Here is a 12,216-nt window from a genome sequence, read left to right on the forward strand (position 1 = left end):
GATCATCAAGCTAAATGGGGGACGAAGCCGAATGAAGCCAAATATTTTATGGATCTGTACGGATCAGCAGCGATTTGATACGCTGGGCTGTTATGGAAACCCATGGGTTCAAACGCCGCATCTCGACGCCTTGGCGCGGCAGGGGGCGCTCTTCGAGAAGGCCTACTGCCAATCGACGATCTGCTCTCCCAGCCGTGCCAGCTTTCTGACGGGACGTTATCCGAGAACGACGGGCTTCATGAAGAACGGACAGAGCATTCCGGATACGGAAGTGCTTGTGACGCGTTTACTTCAGGAGGCGGGTTACACCTGCGGCTTGTCCGGCAAACTGCATCTGTCGGCCTGCCATCCGTCCGTCAGCAAGGGAATGGAGCCTCGCATCAAGGACGGCTACGACGTCTTTTATTGGTCGCATCACCCACAGGAGGATTGGCCGGTCAACGAATATTCCCACTGGCTGCGAAAAAAAGGGAAGTCCTACGAAGCCCGTCTCTTGCCCGAATGCGAGCATGTCGTCTGCGGGCCGGACGCCGAGGATCACCAAGCGGCCTGGTGCGCGGAGAAGGCGATTGAATTCATCGAAGCGAATGCGCGGTTCGAACAGCCTTGGCTGTTCTCCGTCAATATCTTTGCGCCTCATCATCCTTTCGACCCGCCGGAGAGCCATTTGAAGCGGTATTTGGAGCGGCTGGACGAAATTCCGCTTCCAAACTACGAAGAGGGAGAGCTGGAAAGCAAGCCGGGCGTACAAAGACGCGATCATAACGGGGCTTACGCCAATTCCAAGCTGTATCCGTTCGCCCGGATGAGTAAGCGGGATCACAAGTATTTGCGCGCCGCTTACTGGGCGATGTGCGATTTGATCGACGAGCAGGTCGGCAGGATGCTGCAGGTGCTTGAGCGAACCGGACAGCTGGACAACACGATTGTCATCTTCATGTCCGACCATGGGGAGCTGCTCGGCGATCACGGCATTTATTTGAAGGGGTCACATTTCTACGAGGAATCCGTGCATGTGCCGCTGATTGTCTCGTATCCGGGCGTCATTCAGGCCGGAAAGCGGATCTCCGCCTTGACGGAGCTGCTCGATCTGGCGCCGACGCTGCTGGAGGCCGCCGGATTGCCAGTATCCCCCGGCATGCAGGGAAATTCGCTTCTGCCGCTGCTGACGGGAGCTGCGAAGAGCCTTCGGCAAGATATCTTGTGCGAGGTTGACGAAGTACGGCCCAACGGAGAAGCCAGGGCCAGCGGCACCATGCTTCGCACCGAAACGCATAAGCTGATTGTGCACGGCCCGGATCCGGAAGGAGAGCTGTACGATCTGCGCGAGGACCCGCAGGAGCGCTTCAATCTGTGGAACGATGCGGCCTCGGCCGGCGTGAAGCTGCAGCTGATGGAGCGTCTGTGCCGCCGGCTGGCGGATACGGCGGACCCGGGGCTGCTGAAGACCGCTCCTTGGTAAGGAGCAGTAGCAATCTTTTCAGGCCGGGACGAATTGCCTATAACCGATCGAAATAAGTGGAATCTGGGAGGAATAAGCTTGAAGAAGCCGAATATTTTATGGATTTGCACCGACCAACAGCGGCAGGATACGCTGGGCGTATACGGTAACGAATGGGTGAACACGCCGCATATCGACCGCCTGGCCGCCCAAGGTGCATTATTCGAGCAAGCGTTCTGCCAGAGCCCGGTGTGTACGCCGAGCCGCGCCAGCTTTCTGACGGGACGTTATCCGAGAACGACAAGATGCCGGGCCAACGGCCAGGACATTCCCGCCGACGAGAAACTGATCTCGCGGCTGCTTTCCGAGGAAGGATATATTTGCGGTCTTGCCGGCAAGCTGCATTTGTCCGCTTGCCATCCCTCCGTTACCAAGGGAACGGAGCGGCGGATCGACGACGGCTTCGATCAATTTTTCTGGTCGCATCATCCGAACTCGGAGTGGCCGACGAACGAATATACGCAGTGGCTGAAAGCGAAGGGAAAGACGTTCTCGCCGCGGCCGGTCGAAGCGTCTCCGCATGTGAGCTACGGTCCGGATGCCGAGGATCATCAAACGACCTGGTGCGCGGAGAAAGCCGTGCAGTTCATCGAAACGAATGCGGACTATGATCGGCCATGGTTTTTCCTTGTCAACCTGTTCGATCCCCATCATCCGTTCGATCCGCCGAAGGAATACCTGGAGCGGTATTTGGAGCGATTGGATGAGATTCCGCTGCCGAACTATCAGGAAAGGGAGCTCGAGAACAAGCCGGTATATCAGCGCATCGATCGGGACGGTGCGTACGGCATGAAAGGAAATCTGGCCGCATCAAGTATGAGCGAGCGCGATCATCGACTGATTCGCGCTGCCTACTGGGCGATGTGCGACCTGATCGACGACCAGGTGGGACGCATGCTCGATTCGCTTGAGCGCAGCGGACAGCTCGACAGTACGATTGTCATCTTCATGTCCGATCATGGCGAGCTGCTCGGCGATCACGGCATGTATCTGAAGGGACCGCATTTCTACGATTGCAGCGTGCGCGTGCCGCTGATTGTCCGCGGGCCGGGGATCAAGGGTGGCCGTCGCCTCTCTTCTTTGGTCGAGCTGGCCGATCTGGCGCCGACTCTGCTGGAGGCGTCGGAATCTCCGGTCTATGAGGGGATGCAGGGCAAGTCTTTATGGCCGCTTCTGAGCGGGCGGGAAAAGGAGACGACGAAGCATCGCGAGGATGTGTACTGCGAATCCTATGACGCCAACTTCCCGCACGGCGATCTTCGCGCATGGGCGACGATGGTACGGACGGAGCGGCACAAGCTGGTTCTGTACCACAACGACAACTCCGGCGAACTGTACGATCTGCAAACGGACCCCGGCGAAAATCACAACGCCTGGGAGGATCGCGCGTACGCTTCCGTGAAGCTCGAGCTGATGCAGCGCCTCTGCAACCGCATGGCGATGACCGTCGATCCGCTGCCGCCGCGCAAATCGCCGTGGTAGGAACAGGGCCGAAAGAAACCGACTTGTGCATTCGGCCGACAAGCAAACCGACGGAAGGAACGCATCGCAATTGCCGAGCGGCCCGATGGGTCGTTCGTGGACGTGTACGAACGTCCGATCTTTGATTTCGGCTATGCGGCGATCAATGCCCACATTTTGGCGAATCGCCAAATACCTTTTGATTCTGCCCATTAGCAACATGTGTTGCAATTCGCTCTCCAAGGTGTCCTCTGACACTTAACATTTTGTTTCTGAAGCATTGAATAACATCACCAAAAAAGGCTGTCCTATTAAGCAGCAGGAGAAAAAATCGTTTTTCTCCTGCTGCTTTTATGGTGCCTTTTAGCCTCCCATGGATGTTTCGTTATGGCTTAGTTCCCCGTCTGAAATCGCTTGTTTGATAAGGCCTGGGTCATGAAGCACGCTGATCCAGTTCTCGTTGCTTTGGCTTACGTACACATTTATTCTTATCTAAGAACGCTCGTCAATCAGACGTTCTAGAAACTCCGCAAACGTTGAAGCATACGTGTCGATCAAATCATTCATGAGATCATAACACATGATCGGAAATTCTCCCTGTTTATCTCTAGTAGACGTATCAAAAAAATAAAGCTCGTCGCTATCCGGCACGAACAAGTCCAATCTGTGGGGAAACCGGTCTACCCACCATTCCTCGGCTATATTCAGTCTGTGTATGTAAAGAAGGTCGCCGTCATAATACTCTCTGTGTTCCGGAGCATCGATCTTGAGAATATTCCCGCCACTCAACTGGGCATTACCGTAATGAACCAGCCACCAGCGATAAGATGGCGGCAGGCGGAATCCTAATTCCTCTTCGGCCTCCGCTATCCAGCTCTCTTCCGCACCATGACCAGGAAACCATTTTAAAGCGGTAGTGGTTTTCAGTTTTTCTGCCAAACGCTCATACATGAGTTTGATCTCTCCCCTATACATGGGTTTATTGTAAGTTTTGGATGTCTCTTCTGCCTTCTACAAATGATATGGCGGCGCTTTTCCTGCTGCAATGTTGTCAGGATGAACGTCAGTTGGCTCATAGTCATTCATGCGGAGAAGGATATACTCAATTTCTTCTAACGGCATTTGCAATTTTTGGCTGACTTCATAAAGATCCATGTCTTGCGAAAGAAGTTTCCGTGCTTGATTTATTTTTCCATCTAGCCAATTGTTTTCAAGCATCCATTTTTTCACCAGGTTCAGTAGTTGATTTTGGGCTTCCTTATCTGCATGCTTATTATATTTAGCAACTGACTCTGACAGATAGTTATAAAGGTGAATACCTAATACCTCACGTTGCTCATGCTTGGACATCCGTTGGTACTGCTCATAACTTAGGCTGATATCTAATTCGAGGGTATGATCCCTGCTATCAAAACGTCTAAAAGTTTTTCGACCATAACTTTCAGGTAAAACACGCCATACAAAAAAGATATCATAGGGAAACTTCCATGTAGCTGCTAATTCCTCTAACGGCAGCAGTTCATCTCTCAATTGACCCACACATGTTCCATGTGTATCCAGAGTAAAAGCTAGTTTCATGCATACCTCCCTCTCCCGTACGACTGCCGCTGTCGGCAGTCGGATGTACTTCATGGAAATGCTTTCTTCGGTATTCCTCCATTTTCCTTCATTATACATAAGTTCAAGTCAACAGGTCTTCTGCCGCACGATAGTCCGATTTTATTGACGGCTAATCAAATTTCGTATTATGCCTGAAGGCCGTCGAAGTAATCGGCGGCCTGGTTGTGTGAATAACGATCTATAAATGTAACCACGAGGCGGAGGGGTAGAGGTCGTTAACCCTCCTATTTGCCATTGATCACAAGTCCATATTTACTGAAAATCCACGATTTGCTCAAGTCGTGAATCGCATCATGGCTTATACGCACTGAGGGCTTTTGCTCCTTCATAGCATCTGCGTCATGCGCCGAGAAGCGAAGCGGTTTCGTCATTTTTTTAATAGAGCCCGTTATTTCATCGAAAAACGAATACGTTAACGGCTTATAATTCCGGATATCCTCATAGATAAAATACTTCCCTTTTTCATCTTCCAAATTAATTTGAAAGCCTTTAGGAAATGAAAGCAAGATACACGGCAGTTCATCCTCTGCCCATTGTCCGCAATATGGAAAATGGACACCTTCATTTCTCGCAAAAAATCCGGAGCTTTCATGATCAGACACAACAGAAATGGAATAAACAAAGAAGGGGTGAACATCATTCCTTTTTTCCTCTGCCGCAAAATACTGATAAAATGTCTGATATGCCTCATACACCTGATTCTGATCATGTTCTGTCTGGGCATAATTGGTAAGGTGAAATTGCGCTTGCTTATGTTCAAAAAGCTTCAAAACGCTTTTAAACTCTTCCGGCCTTATGAAGAATTTAAGCTTATAAAATCCGCTGTACTTTAATTTGTCCATTTCCGGTTCGCCACCACTCTTCATCATCTCTATCTAAAGCAAGGAAGGGTGCATATACAGCTCATAGATTTTCAAAATTCATATTTCCCAAATCGTGTTCGGAGCGTTTCTTCGTGCGGTATCCACTCCCAATCACTCCATAAAGACATGCTTACAAATTCCGACAGTTTATCTACGGCTTGTTGTGGACTCGTCATGCGAATGAAGTCGTCAAAATCCTCATGACGGATATCCAACGCTTTGCGCAGGTAGTCATCATTAAGGCGCTCTTCTTTGAGCTCTTCATATTCATCCCTCGTCCACTGTTCGCAAAAGATTCTTTCGGCCTGAATGTCTCCATTCTCGAAAAACGACAACTCGAATATTTCCTCATTTATATATCCGCCGGTCATCACTGGCTCCTCGATAAGTCGGGATAACGTTTTGCCAATCTCCTTCACCGTACCCCATACAAAATAATCGTGGAGCACGCTGATCCAGTTCTCGTTGCTTTTGCTTACATACATGACAACTTTCTCTTGATCCTCATTACTTGGCATGCCTAATACTTCGGCATTCCCTTCGCTTAGCTCTCTTAATGCTTCGACAGTCTTCTCAAGGCTTTTCGACTTGATATGCAAATTTGCGAATGATCTTCCCACGAAATGGCCTCCTCTAATCGCTTTCTTACTCAGCCTGATTTTTGTATATATCCTATAGATTGGTTCTATACATGTCTCTTATTTCCATTATACTAATCTAATCGCTTGTCCTGAGTCTACCTACTTTTCACCTGAATTTTGGAAATGACCTTTGCAGGGGTAGAGATATAGCCTTGTCCGTTCAGTTGTCCCTCAAGTCATTTTATGACTTTTGGGACACCCTCTGTCGAACTATTCCACATCCCTACAACACTCTCCGACTTTCCACAACAAAATATTATAAAATAGTGAGCGTCAAATAGATTCTAGCAAATCTAGATAAGGGGAAACACCATGGAGTTGAGCTAACGATGATCGTTAGTTGAATACGAAAAAGGCTGCCGCGGCAGCCTTTTTTGCTTTATGCTTGCTTGAGCATAAGGCTGCTCTTCCTTATGTTCCTCTGTTTCTCTCGGGTCAATGGCATTTTTACAATAATTCCCTATCGTGATGACGAGCATGAGCTGGTGGGGTTGGTCATGCGATCGAAGGAGAGGACACGAGCCGTCGATGACGAAACTGACGGAGTCTCCGCCGAAGTCGGCCTGCTTCTCAAAATGGGCGGCGATTTGCTCACTCGACCACGGTTCAACGTCAATGGCGAGGGCCACCATATTCGACCCGTCACGCATGTAGCGAGGATGCGCTCACCTTCGCGGGCGTGTACTTGATCTTTTTCCGCCAGGCTTATGGAGTCCGGCGTTTTCTCAACCGGTAGCTCGCGGATAGCATACCGTGTGTAGGTGAAATACTTTTCCATATAGTATTTAGCCATGCCGTGCAACACAAAAAGAGGACCCGAGTAATCGAGTCCTCGCCGAATTCTATATTTATTACCCCCTAGCCCGCTTCCAAGCCGCCCCCGGGTGCGTGACAGCCAGTCGTGCGGAACCCTTGCCGAACAGGCGCTCGCGGAGGGTCGTCTCCTCGTAGCGCTCGCGGAAGATGCCTCGCTTCTGCAGGACGGGCACGACGAGCTCGACGAAGTCGCGATGGCCGCCGGGGAGCACGTAGCGCTCGGAGGTTGAACCCGTCAACTCCCGTCTCCTCCAGAGGCATAATCAGTCCGCTGATACTCTCCGATTCCAAACACATCAAGGCCGGCTTGATCGGCAATAACGATCTCTTCGATAATCGTTCCGAATCCGTTCGGGATGGCCAATCCTCTTGCCCGTTGCGGGATCCGGTGAGTTCTCTAGAAAAGTATTAATGCCTGTTTCAAAGTTGTCTGCGAATTCAGCCATAGTTGATCCTCCTTAATTTTCTGCTGGCAAAAATATTATCGATGTCCTGCGGCAACGTTTTTTGGCGCTACTTCATGGATACGTTTAAGATCGGAATCCGTAAGCTCAACCTGCAAGGATCCAATATTCTCCTCCAAATACTTTCTTCTTTTCGTTCCTGGAATAGGTACGATATCGCTACCTTGCATCAATATCCATTTCAGCGCCAATTGAGGTGCGGTGCATCCCTTTTCAGCAGCCATCTCTTGAATCCGGGCGACAAATTCAAGGTTTTTCTGTAAGTTTTGTCCTTGAAATCTAGGGAAGTTCCGCCTTATGTCGTCGTTCCCCAAATCCTCATATCGTTGAATCGTACCTGTTAAGAAACCGCGTCCAAGCGGACTATAGGCTACAAATCCGATGCCAAGCTCTCTGCAGGTAGGTAGAACTTCGTCTTCAATGTCTCGGGACCACAAGGAATATTCCGTTTGCACGGCCGATATTGGATGAACCGCATGTGCTCTGCGTATCATAGCTGGCGAGGCTTCTGAAAGGCCGATATAACGGACTTTGCCTTCCTTCACCAGATCAGCCATCGCCCCTACAGACTCCTCGATTGGAGTATAGGGATCAATACGATGCTGATAATACAGGTCGATGTGGTCAACGCCTAATCTGCGCAAGCTTGCTTCACAGGCAGCCTTAACATATTCCGCACTTCCGTTATATTCCCACATCGCCCCTTTGTCGCGTACCACCCCAAACTTGGTAGCCAAAGTGACCTCATGACGCCGATCTTTGATCGCTTTTCCCACCAGTTTTTCATTTTCGCCAACACCGTACATATCCGAGGTGTCCAAGAAGCCCACACCAAGTTCTAATGAACGATGAATCGTCCGTATGGATTCCTGTTCATCCCGGTCGCTGCTGTAAAAGTCGGACATGGTCATGCAGCCTAGTCCAAGAGCTGATACTTCCAGCCCGCTTGATCCAAGTGCTCTTTTCTCCATAAAAAAATCACTCCTCAGTTCAAGTTGGTATCACAATTCGGTATGCTTTGCATATTCGATATCTTTTTCATATACGCTCTTGAGTTATTCGGCTACATGCTGTTTATTTTTCAAAGCAATCGAAATCACTGCAAATACGGTTGCAAGCAATACGATTAGTCCTCCGACCCAACCAATCGATGATAGGGAGAGTTGTTCGACAACCACACCACCTAGAACTGCTCCCAAGGCGACACCAATATGGAATGCAGAGGAATTCAAACTCAAAATAATATCGGTCGATTGAGGAGCCATAGTAACCAGACTAAACTGCTGTACTGGGGCCGTTGTCCAAGCTCCAAGCATCCAAAGAGCTAGTATGAACAAGGCGCCTGCAAAGGTGACAGCAGCAATCGGGAGAAAGAACAGGGCAATCACATGAAGGAGCAAACTTGCAATCAGTGTACGAGCGATTCCCCATTTATCGGCTCCATAACCTCCTACACGCGATCCTACAACAGCCATTAATCCCATGCCAAGCAAGACAAGGCTGATTGTATTGGTGTTAAGACCTGCGTTTTCGCGCAGCAATGGAGCTAGATACGTAGAAACAACAGAATAACCTGTAATAAAGAACAAAGAAGTTAACAAGCCACTTATTACTTTGAATTCTTTGAGTACGGCCAGTTGTTTAGATAGCGGAATCGCTACTTGACCGGATAACTTAGGAACGGCTTTTGCGATGGGAACAGTCATTATTATGGTAATTACGCCAAGTATAGCGAAGATCCAGCGCCATCCCATATACTCCCCGATCAAAGTGCCTAAAGGCAGTCCGATGACGAGTGAAAGACTTGTTCCCATTAAGACAGTACCGATTGCACTTCCTCTTTTCTCCGGCGGAGCTATTTGTGCAGCTACACCCAAGGCAACTACGGCAAAAACGCCTGCGCTTACTCCCAAGACAGCCCGGGAAATCATAAGTAATGCATAATTAGGGCTTAGAACAGCAATGATATTGCCGATAACGAAAATACATAATGCCGCCAGTAATAGCTTTTTTCGATCTACTTTTGATGTGATCGCGATTAGAATCGGCGTACCCACTGCGTAGGCAATGGAATACACAGTAACTAATTGTCCGGCAAGACCTATTGATACATTTATATCCGAGGCAAGCATGTCAAGAATTCCGGTAATAATCGATTCGGCTGTACCAACCACGGTCGCACCTAGTGCAAGAAAATAAATAATCAATTTGTAGCTCTTCATGTTGTAGTCCTTCATAAATGCTTCTGATCCCCCGTTTTTCTAAAATAAAATTGATATTGAATCGAAATGAATAAAAACAATTCTTCAACAGGCTTTCCTACGTACCAGGATGCCCTTGCCCTTTGTTAGAAAGCATACGACGTTCACCTCCTTTTAATCGAACGTTCGATCAATTTACTTTAAAAAAATTATCGATCGTTCGATCAATTTTCTTTAAAAAAATGGGCTGCTTATGTTTTAATAGCATCCCAGCTCATTTGAATCATTTTATCGATATTAGCAGAACTGAATTCATATTCACCATTGATGTACTCTTTCCCCATTTGGACAAATGGCAGACAGGAGTAGGTAACCAAAAGATTAGTCTCCAAATCCTTGAATAGTCCTTCTTTGATCCCTCTCTCGAATAGAGCATACATCGGCTTGAACACACCACCGTTATGATCTTTACAGCTTTTACGTATAAACGGCGATTCAAGAAACTGTTCCATTAACTGAAAGTTAGCCTTATTATTCACAATATAATTGGAATAATTACGCAGGATCTTCTCAAAACCATCCTTGACTGACATATCAGCAACAGTTACACCTCTAAACATCATCTCATGCATTTGATCCTTGAGGTTAAAATATAATTTAATCAGCAAGTCTTCTTTACTTTCAAAATAAAAGTAAATCGATGATGAAGAGATACTTGCCCTCTTCGCGATTTTGGACATGGATATGTCGGATAGCCCTATTTCATTGAGAAGTTCAATGGTTGTCTGATAGATAAGTTCCATTTTGTTTTCCGATTTATTTTTCATGAATTGATTATAATCGATCGTTCGATCAAAATCAAATTTTTAGGATGTCGATTCATAATGATATCGATGTCTTCACTACCAGGCCGAAGGAGAACTATTTATACAAATCATACGTTGCACAATTAGCTGATGAACGCCCTATTTGCATCCAATTATACCCATGGATGTGGTGTATACAGTTCTTCTAAACTCGTGATTTCTTCAGATGACAATTTAACCGACAATGCCGAAACCGAATCTTCAAGATGGCTGATTTTGGTCGATCCGATAATCGGGGCCGTGACCTCTTCTTTTTGCAGCAACCATGCAAGAGCAACCTGTGCGCGTGGAATTCCTCGGTTAGCGGCAACTTCCGCAACTCTTTCCGCGACTTTACGATCAGCCTCTTCCGTTTTAATAAACAACGCCTTTGCTACCTGGTCATTCTCGGATCGCGAGGTCTGCTCATTCCAATCACGGGTTAACCGACCTGCAGCCAAAGGCAGGTAAGGAGTGACGCCAACGCCTTCATCTTTGCAAAGGGGGAGCATTTCTCTTTCTTCTTCCCGATAGAGCAAGTTAAGTCTATTTTCCATGGAAATGAACCGTGTCCAGCCATTGCGTTCTGCGACATGCTGAGCTTTCGCAAACTGCCATGCCAACATGGAGGATGCTCCGATGTATCTAACCTTGCCCGCTTTAACTAAATCATGAAGAGCCTCCATTGTCTCCTCAATTGGCGTATTAGGATCCCAACGATGGATCTGGTACAAATCAACGTAATCTGTCCCAAGCCGTCTTAGACTATTATCAATTTCGGTCATGATGACTTTGCGGGAAAGACCCATTGCATTCGGGCCTTTGCGCATTGGAACAAATACCTTTGTACTGATGACGACTTCGTCACGACGAGCGAAATCATTTAAAGCACGCCCGAGAAATTCTTCACTTGTTCCGTCAGAATACATATTAGCACTACTAAAAAAGTTGAAGCCCAATTCGAGTGCCTTTTTAATAATCGGTCTGCTTTGCTCTTCATTCAACGACCATGGGGTATTGCCGCGTTCAGGTACTCCGAAGCTCATGGTTCCAAGGCTTAACTTTGAAACCTCTAATCCGCTACGTCCAAGTTTTACATATTCCACTTGCTAACACACTCCTTAAGTATAATTGGAAGGCATCCACGAAGTTGACGTGTCAACCACTAATTTGTCGGATCCCTTTTTAGGTTGATACGTCAACCTGAATGCATTTTAACACCTTGCGGTTGATATGTCAACCATGATATTATACTTGTATGGATATAAACGAAGTGAACGAAGATGAAATGCGAATATGGAATATGTGGAAAGGCTCCTTTAAACGAATCTTCGGTCGCGTTGTGAAAGAGATGTCTGAGCATACAGGACTATCTGAGGGGGATTTTGGAGTATTAGACCGGTTAGTCCAATTCGGGGACGGTAAGCTTCGGCAACAGGAACTAGCTGACTCGATGGACTGGGATAAGAGCAGGTTATCCCATCATTTAACACGAATGGAAAAACGTGGTCTTATTCTGAGAAAACCATTAGCCGCAGATCGCGGTGTTCAGGTCGTCATTACATCTGTCGGAAAATCAGCTTTGGATGATGCCCTTCCCATCGTTTCAAAGGCAATACGCAAGCATTTTCTGGATCAATTAACCGATCAAGACATTGAGTCGATTACGAAGCTCGCGGAAAGAACAAAAAAGTGATCTTAGCCTCAGGTAGAGCCCTGTTGCCTTGATCGCTTTTTTGGGTGTTCTCAATGTCCATGCTACATATATCGAAACCGACCGGAAACTGAACCCGTTCCTTCCCTC

At 47.7% G+C, this 12,216-nt stretch carries 13 protein-coding genes and 1 pseudogene; 3 read left to right on the forward strand and 11 right to left on the reverse strand.

What is annotated here, in order from left to right; translation table 11 throughout:
- The first annotated feature begins 31 nt into the window (after window positions 1-31).
- Window positions 32-1,462 carry a sulfatase family protein gene (locus IEY46_RS21560; RefSeq protein WP_188994898.1) on the forward strand — a complete coding sequence of 477 codons (1,431 nt, stop codon included), beginning with the start codon at window positions 32-34 and terminating at the stop codon, window positions 1,460-1,462.
- Window positions 1,463-1,495: 33 nt separating this feature from the next.
- Window positions 1,496-2,983 carry a sulfatase family protein gene (locus IEY46_RS21565; protein ID WP_229750449.1) on the forward strand — a complete coding sequence of 496 codons (1,488 nt, stop codon included), beginning with the start codon at window positions 1,496-1,498 and terminating at the stop codon, window positions 2,981-2,983.
- Between the two features lie 471 nt (window positions 2,984-3,454).
- Here the strand turns inward: IEY46_RS21565 and IEY46_RS21570 are convergent, their stop codons facing one another.
- The 11 genes and pseudogenes from IEY46_RS21570 to IEY46_RS21615 all read right to left on the reverse strand — a co-directional run bounded on the left by IEY46_RS21570 (window position 3,455) and on the right by IEY46_RS21615 (window position 11,518).
- Window positions 3,455-3,913 (reverse strand): SMI1/KNR4 family protein, encoded by a 459-nt coding sequence (locus IEY46_RS21570; protein ID WP_188994900.1) that lies wholly within the window; start codon window positions 3,911-3,913, stop codon window positions 3,455-3,457.
- A 60-nt stretch (window positions 3,914-3,973) separates the two neighbouring features.
- Complete coding sequence (locus IEY46_RS21575) at window positions 3,974-4,540, reverse strand: Imm44 family immunity protein (RefSeq protein ID WP_188994902.1); 567 nt, start codon at window positions 4,538-4,540, stop codon at window positions 3,974-3,976.
- Window positions 4,541-4,806: 266 nt separating this feature from the next.
- Window positions 4,807-5,424 carry a hypothetical protein gene (locus IEY46_RS21580; protein WP_188996084.1) on the reverse strand — a complete coding sequence of 206 codons (618 nt, stop codon included), beginning with the start codon at window positions 5,422-5,424 and terminating at the stop codon, window positions 4,807-4,809.
- Window positions 5,425-5,495: 71 nt separating this feature from the next.
- A complete protein-coding gene (locus tag IEY46_RS21585) occupies window positions 5,496-6,065 on the reverse strand; it encodes a hypothetical protein (protein ID WP_188994904.1) in 570 nt (189 codons plus the stop codon).
- 344 nt (window positions 6,066-6,409) lie between these two features.
- Complete coding sequence (locus IEY46_RS21590; RefSeq protein ID WP_188994906.1) at window positions 6,410-6,736, reverse strand: RNA methyltransferase; 327 nt, start codon at window positions 6,734-6,736, stop codon at window positions 6,410-6,412.
- Window positions 6,737-6,937: 201 nt separating this feature from the next.
- Window positions 6,938-7,141 carry a hypothetical protein gene (locus tag IEY46_RS21595; protein ID WP_188994908.1) on the reverse strand — a complete coding sequence of 68 codons (204 nt, stop codon included), beginning with the start codon at window positions 7,139-7,141 and terminating at the stop codon, window positions 6,938-6,940.
- 14 nt (window positions 7,142-7,155) lie between these two features.
- Window positions 7,156-7,348: pseudogene (locus IEY46_RS36475) on the reverse strand (LLM class flavin-dependent oxidoreductase); the annotation flags it as partial.
- Window positions 7,349-7,383: 35 nt separating this feature from the next.
- Entirely contained in the window at window positions 7,384-8,337 is a 954-nt protein-coding gene (locus IEY46_RS21600; RefSeq protein ID WP_188994910.1) for an aldo/keto reductase, read from the reverse strand.
- Window positions 8,338-8,421: 84 nt separating this feature from the next.
- On the reverse strand, window positions 8,422-9,603 hold the full coding sequence (locus IEY46_RS21605; protein WP_188994912.1) for an MFS transporter: 1,182 nt from the start codon (window positions 9,601-9,603) through the stop codon (window positions 8,422-8,424).
- Between the two features lie 215 nt (window positions 9,604-9,818).
- On the reverse strand, window positions 9,819-10,370 hold the full coding sequence (locus tag IEY46_RS21610) for a TetR family transcriptional regulator (protein ID WP_229750450.1): 552 nt from the start codon (window positions 10,368-10,370) through the stop codon (window positions 9,819-9,821).
- A 176-nt stretch (window positions 10,371-10,546) separates the two neighbouring features.
- Window positions 10,547-11,518 (reverse strand): aldo/keto reductase, encoded by a 972-nt coding sequence (locus IEY46_RS21615; protein WP_188994916.1) that lies wholly within the window; start codon window positions 11,516-11,518, stop codon window positions 10,547-10,549.
- Between the two features lie 167 nt (window positions 11,519-11,685).
- On the opposite strand from IEY46_RS21615, the gene IEY46_RS21620 reads away from it, so the two are divergent.
- Window positions 11,686-12,108, forward strand: coding sequence for a MarR family winged helix-turn-helix transcriptional regulator (locus IEY46_RS21620; RefSeq protein WP_229750451.1), 423 nt, complete (start codon window positions 11,686-11,688; stop codon window positions 12,106-12,108).
- Window positions 12,109-12,216 lie beyond the last annotated feature (108 nt).

Origin of the sequence: Paenibacillus nasutitermitis (genome assembly GCF_014641075.1) — a bacterium.
GTDB lineage: Bacteria > Bacillota > Bacilli > Paenibacillales > Paenibacillaceae > Paenibacillus_Z > Paenibacillus_Z nasutitermitis.

Excerpts from the sequence above, each read along its gene's own strand:
- IEY46_RS21560 (WP_188994898.1), top strand. The coding sequence starts at position 32 with ATGAAGCCAAATATTTTATGGATCTGTACGGATCAGCAGCGATTTGAT.
- IEY46_RS21605 (WP_188994912.1), bottom strand. The coding sequence starts at position 9,603 with ATGAAGGACTACAACATGAAGAGCTACAAATTGATTATTTATTTTCTT.
- IEY46_RS21590 (WP_188994906.1), bottom strand. The coding sequence starts at position 6,736 with ATGCGTGACGGGTCGAATATGGTGGCCCTCGCCATTGACGTTGAACCG.
- IEY46_RS21580 (WP_188996084.1), bottom strand. The coding sequence starts at position 5,424 with ATGGACAAATTAAAGTACAGCGGATTTTATAAGCTTAAATTCTTCATA.
- IEY46_RS21600 (WP_188994910.1), bottom strand. The coding sequence starts at position 8,337 with ATGGAGAAAAGAGCACTTGGATCAAGCGGGCTGGAAGTATCAGCTCTT.
- IEY46_RS21610 (WP_229750450.1), bottom strand. The coding sequence starts at position 10,370 with ATGGAACTTATCTATCAGACAACCATTGAACTTCTCAATGAAATAGGG.
- IEY46_RS21570 (WP_188994900.1), bottom strand. The coding sequence starts at position 3,913 with ATGTATGAGCGTTTGGCAGAAAAACTGAAAACCACTACCGCTTTAAAA.
- IEY46_RS21575 (WP_188994902.1), bottom strand. The coding sequence starts at position 4,540 with ATGAAACTAGCTTTTACTCTGGATACACATGGAACATGTGTGGGTCAA.